The 17,490-nt window shown below is 74.0% G+C and carries 16 protein-coding genes and 1 riboswitch; of the genes, 7 read left to right on the top strand and 9 right to left on the bottom strand.

Going from position 1 to position 17,490, the window contains the following annotated elements; genetic code table 11:
• Positions 1-42: 42 nt before the first annotated feature.
• The 4 genes from ACFU0Y_RS03515 to ACFU0Y_RS03500 all read right to left on the bottom strand — a co-directional run bounded on the left by ACFU0Y_RS03515 (position 43) and on the right by ACFU0Y_RS03500 (position 3,499).
• Positions 43-978: an ABC transporter substrate-binding protein gene (locus ACFU0Y_RS03515; RefSeq protein WP_380213061.1), complete on the bottom strand. Its 936-nt coding sequence runs from the start codon at positions 976-978 to the stop codon at positions 43-45.
• Positions 979-1,050: 72 nt separating this feature from the next.
• Positions 1,051-1,722, bottom strand: a complete 672-nt coding sequence (locus ACFU0Y_RS03510; protein WP_380213060.1) for an ABC transporter permease — start codon at positions 1,720-1,722, stop codon at positions 1,051-1,053.
• The gene (locus ACFU0Y_RS03505; RefSeq protein WP_380213059.1) at positions 1,719-2,393 is read right to left on the bottom strand and encodes an ABC transporter permease; all 675 of its coding nucleotides are present in this window, start codon (positions 2,391-2,393) and stop codon (positions 1,719-1,721) included. Before ACFU0Y_RS03505 ends, ACFU0Y_RS03510 begins: the two co-directional genes overlap by 4 nt.
• Positions 2,390-3,499: an ABC transporter ATP-binding protein gene (locus tag ACFU0Y_RS03500; protein ID WP_380213058.1), complete on the bottom strand. Its 1,110-nt coding sequence runs from the start codon at positions 3,497-3,499 to the stop codon at positions 2,390-2,392. Before ACFU0Y_RS03500 ends, ACFU0Y_RS03505 begins: the two co-directional genes overlap by 4 nt.
• Positions 3,500-3,618: 119 nt before the next feature.
• Here ACFU0Y_RS03500 and ACFU0Y_RS03495 point away from each other — a divergent pair, with 119 nt between their 5' ends.
• The gene (locus ACFU0Y_RS03495; RefSeq protein WP_380213057.1) at positions 3,619-4,146 is read left to right on the top strand and encodes a 2'-5' RNA ligase family protein; all 528 of its coding nucleotides are present in this window, start codon (positions 3,619-3,621) and stop codon (positions 4,144-4,146) included.
• A 40-nt stretch (positions 4,147-4,186) separates the two neighbouring features.
• Complete coding sequence (locus tag ACFU0Y_RS03490) at positions 4,187-4,423, top strand: DUF6953 family protein (protein ID WP_368833343.1); 237 nt, start codon at positions 4,187-4,189, stop codon at positions 4,421-4,423.
• Positions 4,424-4,445: 22 nt separating this feature from the next.
• Here the strand turns inward: ACFU0Y_RS03490 and ACFU0Y_RS03485 are convergent, their stop codons facing one another.
• Positions 4,446-5,327, bottom strand: a complete 882-nt coding sequence (locus ACFU0Y_RS03485; RefSeq protein WP_380213056.1) for an NAD(P)-dependent oxidoreductase — start codon at positions 5,325-5,327, stop codon at positions 4,446-4,448.
• The gene (locus ACFU0Y_RS03480) at positions 5,324-6,763 is read right to left on the bottom strand and encodes a four-carbon acid sugar kinase family protein (RefSeq protein WP_380213055.1); all 1,440 of its coding nucleotides are present in this window, start codon (positions 6,761-6,763) and stop codon (positions 5,324-5,326) included. The genes ACFU0Y_RS03485 and ACFU0Y_RS03480 overlap by 4 nt, the downstream gene beginning before the upstream one ends.
• Positions 6,764-7,045: 282 nt before the next feature.
• Positions 7,046-7,146: riboswitch (glycine riboswitch) on the top strand.
• Between the two features lie 151 nt (positions 7,147-7,297).
• Between ACFU0Y_RS03480 and gcvP the strand changes: the two genes are divergently transcribed.
• The 5 genes from gcvP (at position 7,298) to ACFU0Y_RS03455 (ending at position 14,513) form a co-directional block, all read left to right on the top strand.
• Positions 7,298-10,168, top strand: a complete 2,871-nt coding sequence (gene gcvP / locus ACFU0Y_RS03475) for an aminomethyl-transferring glycine dehydrogenase (protein WP_380213054.1) — start codon at positions 7,298-7,300, stop codon at positions 10,166-10,168.
• A 50-nt stretch (positions 10,169-10,218) separates the two neighbouring features.
• Complete coding sequence (gcvT, locus tag ACFU0Y_RS03470; protein WP_380213053.1) at positions 10,219-11,340, top strand: glycine cleavage system aminomethyltransferase GcvT; 1,122 nt, start codon at positions 10,219-10,221, stop codon at positions 11,338-11,340.
• A gap of 64 nt (positions 11,341-11,404) precedes the next feature.
• Positions 11,405-11,782, top strand: a complete 378-nt coding sequence (gene gcvH, locus ACFU0Y_RS03465) for a glycine cleavage system protein GcvH (RefSeq protein WP_380213052.1) — start codon at positions 11,405-11,407, stop codon at positions 11,780-11,782.
• Positions 11,783-11,897: 115 nt separating this feature from the next.
• The gene (locus ACFU0Y_RS03460; RefSeq protein ID WP_380213051.1) at positions 11,898-13,328 is read left to right on the top strand and encodes an L-serine ammonia-lyase; all 1,431 of its coding nucleotides are present in this window, start codon (positions 11,898-11,900) and stop codon (positions 13,326-13,328) included.
• Between the two features lie 90 nt (positions 13,329-13,418).
• On the top strand, positions 13,419-14,513 hold the full coding sequence (locus ACFU0Y_RS03455) for an SDR family oxidoreductase (RefSeq protein ID WP_380213050.1): 1,095 nt from the start codon (positions 13,419-13,421) through the stop codon (positions 14,511-14,513).
• A gap of 24 nt (positions 14,514-14,537) precedes the next feature.
• On the opposite strand, the gene ACFU0Y_RS03450 is transcribed toward ACFU0Y_RS03455, so the two are convergent.
• The 3 genes from ACFU0Y_RS03450 to ACFU0Y_RS03440 all read right to left on the bottom strand — a co-directional run bounded on the left by ACFU0Y_RS03450 (position 14,538) and on the right by ACFU0Y_RS03440 (position 17,411).
• Positions 14,538-15,764 carry an amidohydrolase gene (locus ACFU0Y_RS03450; RefSeq protein WP_380213049.1) on the bottom strand — a complete coding sequence of 409 codons (1,227 nt, stop codon included), beginning with the start codon at positions 15,762-15,764 and terminating at the stop codon, positions 14,538-14,540.
• A gap of 47 nt (positions 15,765-15,811) precedes the next feature.
• Positions 15,812-16,573, bottom strand: coding sequence for a hypothetical protein (locus ACFU0Y_RS03445; RefSeq protein WP_380213048.1), 762 nt, complete (start codon positions 16,571-16,573; stop codon positions 15,812-15,814).
• A gap of 82 nt (positions 16,574-16,655) precedes the next feature.
• A complete protein-coding gene (locus tag ACFU0Y_RS03440) occupies positions 16,656-17,411 on the bottom strand; it encodes a DUF5058 family protein (RefSeq protein ID WP_380213047.1) in 756 nt (251 codons plus the stop codon).
• Positions 17,412-17,490 lie beyond the last annotated feature (79 nt).

Raw genomic sequence — 17,490 nt, 5'->3', positions numbered from 1 at the left:
TCCCGGGACCGCCGGGCCCGGGACGCGGCGCCGCGACCGGACTCAGTACCCGTTGGCGGAGAGCCACTCCTGCGCGGCGTCGGCGGGGCTGACCTGGTCCTCTCCGCTGACCTGACGGTTCAGCTCGATGAGGTCCTCCGTGGTGAGCTTCCCGGACAGCTCGTTCAGCGCGTCCACCGCCTCCTGGGGCAGCCGGTCCGCCGCGGCCAGCGGCAGGACCTGCTGGGCGATGAAGTTGTTCTCCGGGTCCTCCAGCACCACGAGGTCGTTGTCGACGATCGCCGGGGTGGTCGTGAAGATGTCGGCGACGTCCACGTCGCCGTCCAGCAGCGCCTGGACGGTGAGCGGGCCGCCGCCGTCGTTGATCGGCTCGAAGGACTGCGGCACGCAGCCGTACTTTTCCTCCAGGCCGTCGAGGCCGTAGGCGCGCTCGGCGAACTCGGGCGGGCCCGCGACCACCAGCTCCCCGCACACCTCGGCCAGGTCCGCGATGCTGGTGAGCCCGTACTGCTCGGCGGTCCCGGAGGTGACCACCATGGCGTCCTTGTTCTCCGCCCCGGAGGCCTCCAGCACGGTCAGGCCCTCGGGCAGCGCGTCCGGCAGGGCCGCCATGATCTCCTCGGCCGAGCTCGCCGTCGCCTCCGGGTCCGCGAAGAGCAGGAGGTTGCCGGAGTAGTCCGGGACCACGTCCACGGACCCGTCCTGCACGGCCCCCACGTAGGCCTCGCGGGCCCCGATGCCCAGCGACGTCTCCGTGGCGACCCCGGCGGACTCGAGGGCCCCGGCGTAGAGCTCGGCCACGATCTGGCTCTCCGGGAAGTCGGCGGAGCCCACGGTGACGGTCTCCGGGGACGTGGTCGCGGACCCGTCCCCCTCGGCGAGGGGGTCCCCGCCGCCGCAGGCGGTCAGCCCCAGCAGCAGGGCGGCGCCCAGGGCGGGTGCGGTGGCGCGGCGGCGGAGCACGGCAGCGGTGGTCATGGTGGATCTCCTGTCGGTCGGTGGCACGGGACGGCGGTGGGTCGGGGGCGCCGGGGCGGGCCCGGCTGCGGATCAGGGGGCGGCGAGGCGCAGCCCCGGGGAGGTGGACAGCCGCTGGGCCAGCGCCAGGACGGCGTCCACGGCGAGCGCCAGGACCGCCACGAGCACCACGGAGCCCAGCATCCGGTCGTAGTCGCGCACGGCGAGGCCGTCGATGAGGTAGCGGCCGAGGCCGCCGAGGTTGATGTAGGCGACCACGGTCACGGTCGCCACGACCTGCAGGGCGGCGTTGCGGATCCCGCCCAGGATCACGGGCAGGGCGTTGGGCACCTCGACGCGGGTCAGCACCTGGCGCCCGGTCATCCCCATGGCCGCCCCGGCGTCCTTGAGCGCCGGGGAGACGTTCGCGACCCCGGCGTAGGTCCCGGAGAGGATCGGGGGGACGGCGAGCAGGACGAGCGCGATGATCGGCGGCACCAGCCCGAGCCCGAGCAGCAGGGTGAAGAGGGTGAGCAGGCCGAGCGTGGGCAGGGCGCGCAGCGCACCGGCCAGGCCGACGACGACGCCGGAGCCGCGCCCCGTGTGCCCCACCCACAGGCCCAGCGGGACGGCCACGGCCAGGGCCACGGCCATCGTCACGCCGCTGTACGTCAGGTGCTCCAGCAGCCGGGCGGGGATGCCGCCGGCCCCGGACCAGTTCGCCGGATCGGTCAGCCACGCCGCGGCGGTCCCCACGAGGCTCATGCGAGCGCCCCTCTCCGCACGCGCGGGACCGGGGCCGCGCCCGCCCGCTGCCACCGGGTCAGCGCGTGGCCGGCCCCGCGCAGCACGAGGTCGAGGAGCACCGCCAGGACCACGGTCAGGATGATGCCCACCACGATCTCCTCGAGGATGGACCGGCGCAGCCCGTCGGTGAACAGGGTGCCGAGCGACTGCACGCCGATCACGGCGCCCACGCTGACCATGGAGATGTTGCTGACGGAGGCGACCCGCAGCCCGGCGACCAGCACGGGCACCGCGAGCGGCAGCTCCACCGCGAAGAAGCGCCGCAGCGGCCGGTAGCCCATCGCCGTGGAGGCCTGCAGGACGTCCCGGTCCACGGACTCGAAGGCGTCCACCGAGGAGCGCACCAGGATGGCGACCACGTAGACGGTCAGGGCGACCACCACGTTCACCACCGAGGTGATCTGCGTGCCGAGGAGCAGGGGCAGCACCACGAACAGGGTCAGGGACGGGATCGTGTAGAGCAGGGAGGAGCCCGTGACGAGCACCGGGCGCAGCGTGCGGTTGCGGGCCGCGAGCCGGGCCACCGGGACCGCGATCAGGGCGCCGATCAGCAGGGGCAGCACCGACTGCACGAGGTGCGTGCCCGTGAGCTCCAGGACGTAGGGCCAGTTCCGGCTCGTCCAGGTCACCGGGGCGTCCGCCCGCCGAGCCGCGCGTCCTCGATGGCCGCGATGATCTCCCCCGGCTGCATGATCCCGACCGCCCGGCCGGCGTCGTCGACGACCACGGCGAGGCCCGACGGCGAGGACAGGGCCGCGTCCAGGGCGCTGCGCAGGGAGCTGCCGGGCCGGTGCAGGGTGCCGCCGACCACGGGGTCGTCCTCCGCGCCGGGTCGCACCCAGCCGCGGGGGGCGCCGTCGTCGTCGATCCGCAGCGTCCAGCCGTCGGGGACGGGCCCGTCCCCGGTGCCGGCCACGCCCTGGGTGCCGTCCGGGCGCAGGGTGGCCACCGGGTGCACGGGGATGTCGTGGGCCGAGTCGAAGGTCAGGGAGCGGAAGCCGCGGTCCCGGCCCACGAAGTCCGCCACGAAGTCGTCGGCGGGCGCGCGCAGCAGCTCCTCCGGCGTGGCGTACTGCGCCAGCCGCCCGCCCGTGGCGAACACGGCCACCCTGTTGCCGAGCAGGATCGCCTCGTCGATGTCGTGGGTGACGAACACGATGGTGCGGTGCAGCCGGCGCTGGAGGTCCAGCAGCTCGCGCTGCAGGTCCTGGCGCACCACGGGGTCCACGGCGGAGAACGGCTCGTCCATCAGCAGGACGGGAGGGTCGGCGGCGAGCGCCCGGGCCACGCCCACGCGCTGCTGCTGACCGCCCGAGAGCTGGGAGGGGTAGCGGCCGCCCAGCACCTCGTCGAGCCCCACGGTGGTGAGCAGCTCCCGGGCCCGCTCGCGCGCCTGCTTCCGCGGCACGCCGTTGAGCCGCGGGACGGTCGCGATGTTGTCCACCACGGTCCGGTGCGGCAGGAGGCCCGACTGCTGCATGACATAACCCATGGAGCGGCGCAGCTCGTGGGCGGGCACGGACGTGACGTCCCGGCCCTCCACGGTGACGGTGCCGGAGGTGGGCTCCACCATGCGGTTGATCATCCGCAGGGAGGTGGTCTTGCCGCAGCCGGAGGGGCCCACGAACACGGTGAGGGACCCGCGGGGGATCTCGAGGTCGAGGGCCTCGACGGCCGTGGTCCCGTCCGGGTACGTCTTGCCGGCCCCCGCGAAGCGGATCGCGATGTCGGTCATGGAGATCCTCCCGTTGCCGTCCGGCCAGTATAGGCAAGCGCGGCGGACGCCCCGCTAGACTCGCGTCCACCGGGAGCGGCCCCCGCGGGGCCGCCGGCCGACGCGCGAGGAGGTGGACCGTGCACAGCCTGGAGCTGCTGCTCGGCGAGGACGCCGAGGCGGCCGTGCGCGCCGACTGGGAGCGGCTGGCCGAGGCGGGACTGCCCAGCTCGGGCCGGCACCGCTCCCCGTCCAACCGCCCCCACATCACCCTGGTGGCCGCCCCCTCCCTGGCCCCGGAGACCGTGCCGGGGATCGACGAGCGCGTCGCCGCGGCCGCCGGGTTCGTGGACCTGCCGCTGGCGAGCGCGGGCGTGCTGCTGTTCGGCCCCGGCCGGGGCGGCTACGTGGTGGTCCGCCAGGTGGTGACCACCCCCGAGCTGCTCGAGCTGCACCGGCGGGTCTGCGCCGCCGTGGGAGCCGTCCCCGGCCAGGCGCGCACCTCGTACCCCGGGGCCTGGACGCCGCACGTCACCCTGGCCCGCCGGATGCGCCCGGAGCAGGTGGCCACGGCGCTGGACGTCCTGGCCCCGCACCCCGAGCCGCTGCGCGCGGTGGCCCTGCGCCGCTGGGACGCGGACGCCCGCACCGTGGTGCACCTGGCCTGAGCCGTGCTCCGCCGGCCGCGCGGCCGCGTAGGCTCGGGGCATGACGAGCGCACAGGACATCGCCACCTGGATGATCGACCGCATCCGGACCGAGGGACGGCTGTCCCAGGACCAGGCCGTCCAGGACATCCCCGGCACCTTCGGCCCCGAGTGGGTCCGGACCCTGGAGAACGGGCACACCGGGATCAGCAAGGAGGTCCTCGCGGAGTTCCGCAAGGCCCACGGCGGCACGGTGCAGTGGGACCGCGACCGCCGGTTCTGGTCCCTCCGGAGCTGATCCGCCCGGCACGGACCTCCCGTCAGCGGGAGCGGAGGACGTCGAAGACCACCGAGTCGTCGCGCCGGCCGTGGCCCTCGCGGCGGCCGCGCATGTAGAGCTGCTCGGCCGCCGCGGCGAGCGGCACCGGCTGGGCGACCGCCCGGGCCGCATCGGTGACCAGGCCCATGTCCTTGACGAAGATGTCCAGCGCGGAGCGCACCTCGGCCTGATCGCCCTGCAGCATCCGCGGGCCGCGGTCCTCGAACATGAAGGACGTGGCGGCCCCGGTCGAGAGGACCTCGAGGCACTGCGCCGGGTCCAGGCCCATGGACTCCGCCAGGGCCAGCGCCTCGCCCGCCACCGCGATGTGCACGCCGCACAGCAGCTGGTTGACCACCTTGAAGCGCTGCCCGTCCCCCGCCCGGGGGCCGACGACCGGCGCGTTGCCGGCCATCGCGTCCAGCAGCGGCCGGACGGCGGCGACGTCCTCCTCGGCGCCGCCGACCATCACGAGCAGCTCGCCGGTGGCGGCGCGCGCCGTTCCCCCGGACACCGGCGCGTCGACGATCCGCCGCACCCCGCGGGCCTCCAGGCCCTGGACGCAGGACTCCACGGCCTGGGGCCCGACGGTCGCCATCACGAGCAGCACCGTGTCCGGGCCCAGGGCGTCGGCGACGCCGCGCTCGCCGAACAGCACGTCGTGCAGCTGGGCCCCGGTCGCGACCATGACGACGACGACGTCGGCTCCGGCCGCCGCCTCCCGGGGATCGGGCAGCAGCTCCAGGGCGTCGCCCACGAGCTCTCCCGCGCGGGGCGAGACGTCGAAGCCGCGGACGGGGAAGCCGGCGCGGGCCAGGGTGAGGGCCATGGGGGCGCCCATGGCGCCCAGTCCCAGGAAGCCGACGGACGGCGGTGTGCTCATGACAGGTGCTCCTCGGGGTCGGTGCTGTGCTGGGGGGATCCGTGCGGGGCCGGCCGGCCGGCCCGGGGATCGTGCGACCGGGCGCGCCCGGCCGCCCGGTCGAGGACGTCCACGACGTCGGCGAGGGCGCTCTCCCCGCCCACGTTGCCGGGGAAGACCACGTAGGGCCCGCCGCGCGTGGTCTCCGGGGCGTCGGTGGGCTGGAACATGGAGATCTGCCCGGGGAAGAACTGACCGGCCACGGTGGCCCGCCGGATGCCGAGGCCCTGGTGGGCCACCTCGTGGGAGGTGATGCCGCCCTTGGCGACGACCCACGCCGGGCGGGCCTGCGCCACGCCGTGCACCACCGCCACGAGCGCGTCGGAGACCGACCGGGCGATGGCCAGGGACTCCTCGGGGTCGTCCGTGCGCACGAGCTCGCGGCTCGTCCACACGACCGCGTCGCTGCCCTCGAGCGCGTCGGTGATCCGCGCGACGGCGTCGGCCACGTAGCCGGGTCGGGCCTCGTCGTCGAGCAGGGTGGGCACGTGCAGCTCGACCTCGAAGAGGTCCCGCCGGTCCCGCAGCTCGGCGAGCTGGCGGTTGGTGAGCCCCACGTGGGAGCCGACGGCCACGAGTCCGTGCGGGAGGCGCCCGGGACCCACCACGATGTCCTCGGGGCCGAGCTCGCGCGAGCCGGTGAGCCCGGCGAGGGGCCGCACGAAGGACGGCCCGCACCGGGTGACGAAGGTGCGGCCCTCGGCCTCCAGCACCGCGAGGGCCTCCGCCACGGTGTCGAGGTCCGCGTAGCCGGTGGCGTTGACGACCACCCAGGCCCGGTCCCGCGCCCGGCGCAGGATCTCCGCGACGGCGGGCACGCCCCCGGAGCGGATGGCGTCGAGACCGATCGAGAGGATCGCGTCCCGCTCGAGCGTCCCGCCCGAGCGCTCCACGAGGAAGTCCTTGAGGTCCGAGGAGGAGTAGCCGAACGTCGCGTCCGCGGCGAAGTCCGTCTCCCCCACGGGCATCGGGCGGCCCTGCAGGACCGCGTAGTGGACGTCGGCCTCGGTGTAGCGCCCGGCCTCGATCATGGCCGGGGCGAAGAGGAACCCGTCGACCGCCACCCCGTGCCGGGCCAGCACGTCCGCCAGGGCGGTGGGCTCGGCGATGACGTGCCCGCGCAGGGTGGAGTCGCTGCGGGAGACCAGGTGGGGCAGGGGCAGACCCTCGGCCGCGAGGCGGCCGAGCACCGCCTGGACGAGGTCGGTGTTGAGCGCCACGGCCTCGGCCTCCGGGCGGGCGCGGCTGTTGGTGAGCACGAAGCAGGTGCGCCCGGGGTTGCGGACGACGTCGAGGACGGGCTCGGGGTCGAGCTCGAGGACGACGTCGACGTCGTGGACGCACTGCGATCCGGTGGGGTCGTCGTCGAGCACGAGCAGGGTGCGCGGAGCGGTCATCGGCGGGGCTCCTCCGGTCGGCGTGCTGAGGGCGGTCCGGACCGGGAGGTGCTCCCGGTCCGGGGCGCCGGATCCGCCGGACGGGAGCGGCGGGAGGTCCCCGTCCGCAGCGACTCCTGCAGGCCGATTCCGACACATAAGATGTCAGACATCTTATGTGATCTGCACCACGTGGTCAACGACCTTCCGCTCCCGGCGCCCGGCGCCACCGCGCGACGGGAAGGCCGGGTGACGGTGGCACGTCGTCGCGGGTCCGGCTATCCTGGGAGCAGAAGACGCCCATGAACCGTGGTGGGAGAGTCCCGCCGGTCCCCCGACCGGCGGGCGCCGTAGGAGCAATTCCTCCCCAGGAAACTCTCAGGCCCCCGTACCACCACGGTTCGGCAACTCTGGAAAGCAGCCCGGCGCGCGTCGCCGGACTCACCGACGGTGCAAGCGGCCCCACGGCCGCGGAATCTCTCAGGTCCCAGACAGAGCGGGGAGGAACTCGAACCGATCCACGCCACCCTGGCGTGCAGCACCCGGGAGTTCCTCATGACGATCCAGCTCGCGACCACGTCCGACACGACGGTCTTCGCCGACCGGCACATCGGCGCCCGCCCCGACGACGTGCAGACCATGCTCGAGCGCGTGGGCCGCACCAGCCTCGACGACCTGGCCGACGCCGCCGTGCCCGCCGACATCCGGCAGAGCGCCCCGCTGGAGCTGCCCGCCGCGCTGAGCGAGCAGGAGGTGCTCGAGCAGCTGCGCGCCTTCGCGGACCGCAACACCACGGCCGTGCAGATGATCGGGCAGGGCTACTACGACACCCACACGCCCCCGGTGATCCTGCGCAACGTGCTGGAGTCCCCGGGCTGGTACACCGCCTACACCCCCTACCAGCCGGAGATCTCCCAGGGGCGGCTGGAGGCGCTGCTGAACTTCCAGACCATGGTCGGCGACCTCACCGCGCTGCCGGTGGCCAACGCCTCGCTGCTGGACGAGGCCACGGCGGTGGTCGAGGCGGTGCTGCTGATGCGCCGGGCCAACAAGGCCCGCGGCAACGGGGCGATCGTCGTCGACGCCGACACGCTGCCGCAGACCCTCGCCGTGGTGCTGGCCCGCGCGGAGGCGCTGGGCTTCCCCGTGCAGGTCGCCGATCTGACGGCGGGACTGCCCGAGGGCGAGATCACCGGCGTGGTCCTGCAGCAGCCCGGGGTCTCCGGGCGCGTCGTCGACCACGCCGCCGTGATCGCCGAGGCCAAGGAGCGCGGGGCGATGGTCACGGTCGCCGCCGACCTGCTGGCCCTGACGCTCGTCACCCCGCCCGGGGAGCAGGGCGCGGACATCGCGGTGGGCTCGTCCCAGCGCCTCGGGGTCCCCCTGTTCTTCGGCGGTCCGCACGCGGCGTACATGGCGGTGCGCTCCGGCCTGGAGCGGAACCTGCCCGGCCGCCTGGTGGGCGTCTCGAAGGACTCGACGGGACGGGCGGCCTACCGCCTGGCGCTGCAGACGCGCGAGCAGCACATCCGCCGGGAGAAGGCCACCTCCAACATCTGCACCGCCCAGGCGCTGCTCGCGGTCGTGGCCGGCATGTACGCCGTGTACCACGGCCCCGAGGGGCTGGAGGCCATCGCCCGGCGCGTGCACGACCGTGCCCGGACCCTGGGCACCGTGCTGCAGGACGCCGGCCACGAGCTCGTCGCGGAGCAGTTCTTCGACACCCTCACCGTGCGGGTCCCCGGGCGGGCCGAGCAGGTGGTCCGCGCGGCCGAGTCCCGCGGCGTGAACCTGCGCCACGTCGACGCCGACCACGTGGGGATCTCCTGCGACGAGACGACCACGGAGCAGCACCTCGTGCTCGTCGCCGAGGCCTTCGGCGTGGCCGAGGCCGCCGACCGGGTCGCCGCCGGGCCGCGCGGCCTCGAGCTCGACGCGGGGCTGCGGCGCACCTCGGACTTCCTCACCCACCCGGTGTTCTCCGCCCACCGCTCCGAGACGCAGATGCTGCGCTACCTGACGCGGCTGGAGAACCGGGACCTGGCCCTGGACCGGACGATGATCCCGCTGGGCTCCTGCACCATGAAGCTCAACGCCACCGCCGAGATGGCCGCCATGAGCTGGCCCGAGTTCGCCTCGATCCACCCGCTGGCCCCGGCCCACCAGACCACCGGCTGGCGCGAGCTGATCACCGACCTCGAGGGCCGCCTGCAGGAGATCACCGGCTACGCGGCCGTGTCCCTCCAGCCCAACGCCGGCTCCCAGGGCGAGCTGGCGGGCCTGCTGGCCATCCGCGGCTACCACCGGTCCCGCGGCGAGGAGCAGCGCACCGTCTGCCTCATCCCGGCCTCGGCGCACGGCACCAACGCCGCGTCCGCGGTCCTGGCCGGCATGAAGGTCGTCGTGGTCAAGACCGCCACCGACGGCACGATCGACCACGCCGACCTCGACGCGAAGATCGAGGCCCACCGCGACCAGCTGGCCGCCATCATGATCACCTACCCCTCCACGCACGGGGTCTACGACGCCGACGTGCGCCTGGTCTGCGACGCCGTCCACGCCGCCGGGGGCCAGGTGTACCTCGACGGGGCCAACCTCAACGCCCTGGTCGGTCTGGCCCAGCCGGGCCGGTTCGGCGGGGACGTGTCCCACCTGAACCTGCACAAGACCTTCTGCATCCCGCACGGCGGCGGCGGGCCCGGCGTCGGGCCCGTGGCCGTGGCGGCGCACCTGGCCCCCTTCCTGCCCGGTGACGCCACGCGCCCCGGGGCGGACGCTGAGGCCGGCGCGCCGATCTCGGCCACGATGTTCGGCTCGGCCGGCGTGCTGCCGATCTCCTGGGCCTACATCGCGATGATGGGCGGCGACGGCCTCACCCGCGCCACGCAGACCGCGCTGCTGACCGCGAACTACGTCGCCACCGCCCTGGACGAGCACTACCCCGTGCTGTACACCGGCAACAACGGGCTGGTCGCCCACGAGTGCATCCTGGACCTGCGGGCGCTCACGGTCCGCACCAAGGTGACCGCCGAGGACGTGGCCAAGCGGCTGATCGACTTCGGCTTCCACGCCCCGACCCTGTCCTTCCCGGTGGCCGGGACGCTGATGGTGGAGCCGACCGAGTCCGAGGACCTCGCCGAGATCGACCGGTTCATCACCGCGATGACCACGATCCGCGAGGAGATCGAGCAGGTCGCCCGCGGCGAGCTCAGCGCCGAGGACAGCCCGCTGCGCCACGCCCCGCACACCGCCGAGGTCGTGTCCGCGACCGACTGGGACCGCCGCTATCCCCGCGAGCAGGGCGCCTTCCCGGTGCCGGAGCTGCGCCAGGACAAGTACTTCCCGCCGGTCGGCCGCATCGACGGCGCGGCCGGGGACCGCAACCTGATCTGCTCCTGCCCGGCCCCCGAGGCCTTCGAGAACTGATCCGGCAGCGCCCTGCCACACGGACCCGCACCGCCACGAAAGGCACCGACATGAGCGTCAGCACCACCTCCCGGCACACCGCCCTGCACGACGAGCACGCCGCGCTGGGGGCGTCCTTCACCGACTTCGGCGGCTGGGACATGCCCCTGAAGTACGGCTCCGAGCTGGCCGAGCACCGTGCCGTGCGCACGGCCGCCGGTCTGTTCGACCTCTCCCACATGGGGGAGATCCGGGTGACCGGCCGGGACGCGGCGACCTTCCTGAACACGGCCCTGGTCGGCAACCTCGCCGTCGTCGCCGTGGGCCGGGCCAAGTACTCCCTGATCTGCACCCCCGAGGGCGGGATCATCGACGACCTGATCAGCTACCGGCTGGCCGTGCACGAGTACCTGGTGGTGCCCAACGCCGGCAACGCCCCGGCCGTGCTCGCCGCCCTCCAGGAGCGGGCCGACGGCTTCGACGTCACCGTGACCGACGAGTCCGACGGCACCGCCCTGGTGGCCGTCCAGGGGCCCGCCGCGCAGGCGATCCTGCAGGAGCTGGTCCCCGCGGAGCAGCAGCAGCCGGTCGCGGACCTGAAGTACTACGCCGCCGCGCCGGCCACGGTCGCCGGGATCGACGTGCTGCTCGCGCGCACCGGCTACACCGGGGAGGACGGCTTCGAGCTCTACGTGCCCGTGGACCGGGCCGTGGCGCTGTGGACGGCGCTCCTGGAGGCCGGTCAGGGCCAGGGCCTGATCCCCTGCGGGCTCGCCTGCCGCGACTCCCTGCGCCTCGAGGCCGGGATGCCGCTCTACGGCCAGGAGCTCACCCGGGAGCTCACCCCCTACGAGGCCGGGTTCGGCCGGGTCGTCTCCCTGAAGAAGGAGGAGGACTTCGTGGGCCGCGCCGCCCTCGAGGCCCGCAAGGCCGCCGGGACGGAGCGCACGCTCGTGGGCCTGCGCGGCGAGGGCCGGCGCGCCGCCCGCGGCCACTACCCGATCAGCGTGGACGGCGAGGTCGTCGGGGAGGTCACCTCGGGGGCCCTGAGCCCGACCCTGGGCTACCCCATCGCCCTGGCCTACCTCGACACCGCGCACGCCGAGCCCGGCACGCAGGTGCAGGTCGACCTGCGTGGCAGGCCCGTGCCGTTCGAGGTCGTGGCCCTGCCCTTCTACAAGCGCGGGCAGTGACCCGGCCGGCGCCGGCAGCCCGTTCCACCTCCCGTCGTCCCCTCCTGCTGAAAGGTTCCCGATCATGAGCACCATCCCCTCCCACCTGCGCTACTCCGCCGAGCACGAGTGGGTGGACGAGTCCTCCCCCGTGAAGGTCGGCCTGTCCGCGGTCGCCGTCGACGCCCTCGGCGACGTCGTCTACCTCGACCTGCCCGAGGCCGGCGCCACGGTCACCGCCGGCGAGGTCTGCGGCGAGGTGGAGTCCACCAAGTCCGTCTCCGAGCTCTTCGCCCCCGTCTCCGGCACGGTGGTGGAGGTCAACGCGGCCGTCGTCGACGAGCCGGGACTGGTGAACTCCGACCCGTACGGGGACGGCTGGCTGTTCACCGTCGAGGTCACCGAGGAGGGCGAGCTGCTCACCGCCGAGCAGTACGAGCAGGCCCAGGAAGAACAGGGCTGAGCACCCGCCGCACCCGGGTACCGTCGAGGACCGTGGTGCGGGCCCCGGCCCGCACCACGTCCGTTCCACCCACCGCCCCGCCCCGGGGCACCACCTCCTTGGGAGCATCACCGTCATGGCCATCAGCGTCTTCGAACTGTTCACCGTGGGCATCGGCCCCTCGAGCTCACACACCGTCGGCCCCATGCGCGCCGCACGGCGCTTCGCCGAGACCCTCACCGGGGGCGGGCTGCTGGAGCGCACCGCGGACCTGCGCGTGGACGTCTACGGGTCCCTGGCCGCGACCGGCCGCGGGCACGGGACGTTCACCGCGATCCTGCTCGGCCTGGAGGGCTACGACCCCGAGACGGTCCTCCCCGCCGAGGTGGACGACCGGCTCGCCGACCTCGCCGCCGGCGGGCCGCTGCGGCTGTGCGCGGCCCTCGGGCAGCGGAAGGACCTCGGCTACCGGGTCGAGGACATGGTGCAGCACCCGCTGACCGTCCTGGAGCGGCACACCAACGGGATGCGCTTCCAGGCCCTGGACGACTCCGGCACCGTGCTGGCCGAGCAGACCTGGTTCTCCGTGGGCGGCGGGTTCATCGTCCGCGAGGGCGAGGAGGACGCCGCCGCGGCCGAGCTGGACGCCGCCAGCGCCCAGGTGCCCCTCCCGTTCCGCACCGCCGAGCAGCTCCTGGCGCACTGCGAGCGCACCGGCCTGCCGATCAGCGCGGTGATGCTGGCCAACGAGCGGACCTGGCGCGGCGAGGACGAGATCCGGGAGCAGCTGCTGCACATCTGGACCGTGATGGAGGAGTGCAAGGACTCCAGCCTCCGGCGCACCGGGCCGCTGCCGGGCGGGCTGAACGTCGCCCGCCGCGCCCCCGAGTGGCACCGGCGCCTGCGCACCGAGGACCCGGACCGGGACCCCGGCTTCTGGCCGGAGTGGGTGAACCTCGTGGCCCTGGCGGTCAACGAGGAGAACGCCTCCGGCGGACGCGTGGTCACCGCCCCCACCAACGGGGCGGCCGGCATCATCCCGGCGGTGCTGTTCTACGCCACCCACTACTCCCCCGCCGCCCGCGCCGCCGCCGCGCAGGGCCCCGAGGCGCTCGAGTCGGCCCGGCGGGACATCGTGGTCCGGTTCCTGCTCACGGCCGGGGCGGTCGGGGTGCTCTACAAGGAGCAGGCCTCGATCTCCGGGGCCGAGGTCGGCTGCCAGGGCGAGGTGGGCTCCGCGTCCTCGATGGCCGCCGCAGGTCTCGCCGAGGTCCTGGACGGGACACCGGCCCAGGTGGAGAACGCCGCGGAGATCGCCATGGAGCACAACCTGGGGCTGACCTGCGACCCCATCGGCGGGCTGGTGCAGATCCCCTGCATCGAGCGCAACGCGATCGCCGCGGCCAAGGCGATCAACGCCGCCAAGATGGCGATGTGGGGCGACGGCACCCACCGGGTCAGCCTGGACGAGGTCATCGTGACCATGCGCGAGACCGGCAAGGACATGAGCCACAAGTACAAGGAGACCGCCCTGGGCGGACTGGCCGTGAACGTGGTGGAGTGCTGAGCGTGAGACGCTGAGCGGGTCGGCCCCGCGGTCCTGTCCGTGCGGACCGGCGTGCACCGCCCGCACCCGACGAGGAGACGTGACATCGCCGTGACAGCCCCCGCCCAGGACACCCGCTCCCCGCAGCGCCCCACCGCCCTGGTGGTGGGCGCCAGCGGCATCGCCGGCTCGGCGATCGTCGAGCACCTCACCCGCACCGGGGGCTGGGACGTGCTGGCGCTGTCCCGGAACCCGGTCCCCGGCAGCACCGCCCGGCACCTCGGCGCCGATCTCCGGTCCCCGGAGAGCCTGGCCGCGGCCCTGGCCGGGGAGCGGCCCACGCACGTGTTCTTCACGGCCTGGTCCCGCCAGGACACCGAGCAGCAGAACATCGAGGTCAACGCCGGGATGCTGCGCCACCTCCTGGCCGCCCTGGACTCCGCCCCGGTGGAGCACGTGGCACTGATGACCGGGCTCAAGCACTACCTGGGCCCGTTCGAGGCCTACGGGCAGGGCACCATGCCGGACACCCCCTTCCTGGAGGAGGAGCCGCGGCTGCCGGTGGAGAACTTCTACTACGCCCAGGAGGACGAGCTGTGGGCCGCCGCCGGCCGCCAGGGCTTCCGCTGGTCCGTGCACCGGGCGCACACGGTCGTCGGGCACGCGGTGGGCAACGCCATGAACATGGGCCTGACCCTGGCCGTGCAGGCCGCGATCTGCCGGGAGACGGGCCGCCCGTTCGTGTTCCCCGGCTCCGAGGTCCAGTGGAACGGCCTCGTCGACATGACCGACGGGTCGCTGCTGGCCGAGCACATGGTCTGGGCGGCGACCACGGAGAGTGCCGGCAACGAGGCCTACAACGTGGTCAACGGCGACGTCTTCCGCTGGCGGAGGATGTGGCCGGCCCTGGCGCAGTGGTTCGGCCTCGAGTGGGAGGGCTTCGCCGGGGAGCCGCGGCCGCTCGAGGAGCAGATGCGCGGCGCGGAGGACGTCTGGGCGCGGATCGTGGAGGAGCACGGCCTGGTGGAGCCCGATCTGACGCGCGTGGCCTCCTGGTGGCACACCGACGCCGACCTCGGCCGGCCCCTCGAGGTGGTCGCCGACATGAGCAGGAGCCGGCTCGCCGGGTTCACCGGCTACCGGCGCACCCAGGACTGCTTCACCGGCCTCTTCGAGCGCTACCGCGCCGAGCACGTCATCCCCTGACGCCCCCGGCAGGGCCGGGCGGGCTCAGCGGCCCACGCGGGAGAGGATCGCGGTGAGGGCGGCCCGCACCCCGGTGGAGAGCGTCGGCTCGATCGCCGGGGCGAAGAACGGGGAGTGGTTCACCGGCACGGGCCCCTCCCCCTCGAGGGTCGCCGCGTCGTGGCCGCCGAACATCCAGAACACCGACGGCACCCCGATCGCCGCGCCCAGGGCCCCGAAGTCCTCCGAGCCCATCAGCGGTTCGATCTCCACCACGCTGTCCTCCCCCAGCACCTCCCGGAAGCGCGCGACGAGTGCCGTGGTGGCCTCGGGGTCGTTGTAGTTGCGGGGGAACGTCGAGAGCTCCTCGACGGCGGGCTCGGGGGCCCCCGAGGCCGCCGCCTCCGCGGAGACGATGCGCCGCAGCGCACCCAGGACGTGGTCGCGGACGGCGGGGTCGAAGGTGCGCACGTTGACGGTGAACTCGGCCGACGCCGGGATGATGTTCTCCTTCAGCCCGCCGTGGAAGGTCGCGACGGTGACGACCGCGGCCCGACGCGCGTCGATCTCGCGGGAGACGATGGTCTGGATGCGGGTGATCATGTGCGCCCCGAGCACGATCGGGTCGGTGGCGTCCTGCGGCTGGGACGCGTGCGCCCCCTTGCCGTGGACGGTGACCCGCCACGAGTCGGCCATCGCCATGGTGTCGCCCGCCGACCAGCTGACCGTGCCGGCCAGGGAGGGCATCACGTGCTGGCCGAGGACCACCTCGGGCCGCGGCGCCCGCTCCCACAGTCCGTCCTCGAGCATCGCCCGGGCTCCGGCGGCGGTCTCCTCCCCGGGCTGGAACACGAGCACCACGGTCCCGGCCCAGGCCTCCCGCGCGCCGGCCAGCAGCTCGGCGGCCGTCAGCAGCGCGGTCACGTGCGTGTCGTGGCCGCAGCCGTGCATCACGGGGACCTCGGTCCCGTCCTCCATCAGCCCGGTGGCCGTGCTGGCGTAGTCCACCCCGGTGTCCTCGGCCAGCGGCAGTCCGTCCGTGTCGGCGCGGAAGGCCACCGTGGGGCCGGCGCCGTTGCGCAGCACCCCGACGACGCCGGTGCCGCCGCACCGGAAGTGCTCGATGCCGAGGCCGGTGAGCCGCTGCTCGATCAGCGCGGCGGTGGCGTGCTCCTGCATGGACAGTTCAGGGCTCGCGTGCAGCTCGCGGTACAGCCGGTGCATCCGCCGGCGCAGGTCGTCGGTCAGCGGGAGATCCGTGGTGGTGCTCATGGTGCGGGGTCCTCTCATGGTGCGGGGTTCTCTGGTGGGGAGGGGCGCTAGCCGATGCGGAGGGCCTCGGAGGAGTCCTCCCGCCGGGGCGCGGCGGTCCCGGCCGCCGGTCCGGCCGGGACCGACCTGTCGCGCAGGAGCCAGGACAGCACGGCGGTGCTGATCACCGCGATCGCGGTGCCGAAGAACGCCAGGGCCGGGACGGCGGGCACGAGGACGAACACGACGGCCGCCGCGACGGCACCGGCGACGAGCGTCATGCGCAGGTTCCACTGGGACACGATCGCCTGCACGAGCACGGCGCCCAGCACCGACGGCAGGATGTAGGTCTGGACCACGGCGACGACCTCGGCGGGGACGACGCTCACCAGCCAGGAGCCCAGGAGACCGACGAGGACGAGCAGCGAGACCAGGTGCACCATGGCCGCTCCGCTGATGGCCATCACCGCCGCGAGCTCCCCGCGGCGGGTGCCGGCCTTGGCGCCGATGGCCGACTGGGCGATCAGCGCCGAGGGCAGCAGCTTGTTGGAGATGTTGCCGATCATGAACGCCTGGTACATCGAGGCCTGGCCGAGGATCGGGTAGTAGGTCAGCGGCTCCACGATCCACAGCACCCCGAAGGTGCCGGCGATGGCCAGCAGGGCGGTCCACACCCGGGCCTGGTCCACGTCCAGGCCGCTGAAGAGCACCAGGTAGGCGGGGCCGGCCAGGGCGAAGAGCAGCCCGGCGATCATCGTCAGCCGGCCCCATCGGGCGGTGGTCGCGTCGAACTGCTCCAGGGCGGGAACAGCGGAGTTCACAGTGGTCATGGCAGGAGTTCCTTCAGCGGTCTCGAGTGCGGTCTCGGGTGCGGTCCCGGGTGCGGTGCCCGGCACGGTCTCGGGCGCGGGGTCAGGCGGTCGGGAGGATCCCGGCGCCGACGCCGGCGTAGGTGACGACCAGCGCGGTGAGGATGGCGATGCCCAGCGCCCACTCGCGGATCCACTGGGCCCGGAGCGCCCTGGCGGTCCCCAGGCACACCGCCATCACAGCCGCCGAGGCGAGGAAGGCGATCACGTGGTGGCCGGACTTGGGCAGCTCCCCGAGCCCGAGGGCGAAGAACGCCCCGAGCAGGGCCGCCCCGGGAACCACGGTCATCACGGCGGGGTTGACCCGGCGCAGGCTGACGTCGCCGCGCTTGAGCAGCGGGGTGAGGACCAGCGTGGCGAGCATCCACATGGCGCCGCCGAGGCTCATGGCCATGAACGCCACGGCGAACACGCTCTGCGTGTAGGTCGGCCCGCCCAGGTCGGCCCCCATCGTGCCCGCGGCGATGCTGGCGGCGCCGGTCTCGAAGGACACCGACCCGATCAGTCCGATCCGCACGAGCACGGCCGGCGCCCCGAACACGGTCAGCAGCGCGACGGCCACCAGGGCCACGGCCAGGGACGGACCGATCGCCGAGACCGCCCCGGCGCGGAAGGAGGTCCGCAGCTCCGCCGGGCTCACCCCGGCGGCGGGGGCCGCCACGCGGGCGGCCCGGACGTAGACGACGGTCTGCACGACGATGACGGCGAAGACACCGAGGGCGCAGACCCACAGCACGGGCAGGTTGGCCACGGACAGGATGTCGGTGGAGGCGCCGTCGACAACGGTGCGCAGGTTCATGGGGACTCCCGGAGGTGGTCGGATCGGCGGGATGGACAGGGCGGTTTCACGAGGTCTCCGTCGCCGGCGGGCCTCTGCT

Source organism: Kocuria sp. NPDC057446, from assembly GCF_042802875.1.
Lineage (GTDB): Bacteria > Actinomycetota > Actinomycetes > Actinomycetales > Micrococcaceae > Kocuria.
This window is presented reverse-complemented; position numbering and strand designations above follow the sequence as displayed.

Coding starts and splice junctions, on each gene's coding strand:
- ACFU0Y_RS03515 (WP_380213061.1), bottom strand. CDS start 978: ATGACCACCGCTGCCGTGCTCCGCCGCCGCGCCACCGCACCCGCCCTG.
- ACFU0Y_RS03510 (WP_380213060.1), bottom strand. CDS start 1,722: ATGAGCCTCGTGGGGACCGCCGCGGCGTGGCTGACCGATCCGGCGAAC.
- ACFU0Y_RS03500 (WP_380213058.1), bottom strand. CDS start 3,499: ATGACCGACATCGCGATCCGCTTCGCGGGGGCCGGCAAGACGTACCCG.
- ACFU0Y_RS03490 (WP_368833343.1), top strand. CDS start 4,187: ATGACGAGCGCACAGGACATCGCCACCTGGATGATCGACCGCATCCGG.
- ACFU0Y_RS03485 (WP_380213056.1), bottom strand. CDS start 5,327: ATGAGCACACCGCCGTCCGTCGGCTTCCTGGGACTGGGCGCCATGGGC.
- ACFU0Y_RS03480 (WP_380213055.1), bottom strand. CDS start 6,763: ATGACCGCTCCGCGCACCCTGCTCGTGCTCGACGACGACCCCACCGGA.
- gcvP (WP_380213054.1), top strand. CDS start 7,298: ATGACGATCCAGCTCGCGACCACGTCCGACACGACGGTCTTCGCCGAC.
- gcvT (WP_380213053.1), top strand. CDS start 10,219: ATGAGCGTCAGCACCACCTCCCGGCACACCGCCCTGCACGACGAGCAC.
- gcvH (WP_380213052.1), top strand. CDS start 11,405: ATGAGCACCATCCCCTCCCACCTGCGCTACTCCGCCGAGCACGAGTGG.
- ACFU0Y_RS03460 (WP_380213051.1), top strand. CDS start 11,898: ATGGCCATCAGCGTCTTCGAACTGTTCACCGTGGGCATCGGCCCCTCG.
- ACFU0Y_RS03450 (WP_380213049.1), bottom strand. CDS start 15,764: ATGAGCACCACCACGGATCTCCCGCTGACCGACGACCTGCGCCGGCGG.
- ACFU0Y_RS03445 (WP_380213048.1), bottom strand. CDS start 16,573: ATGACCACTGTGAACTCCGCTGTTCCCGCCCTGGAGCAGTTCGACGCG.
- ACFU0Y_RS03440 (WP_380213047.1), bottom strand. CDS start 17,411: ATGAACCTGCGCACCGTTGTCGACGGCGCCTCCACCGACATCCTGTCC.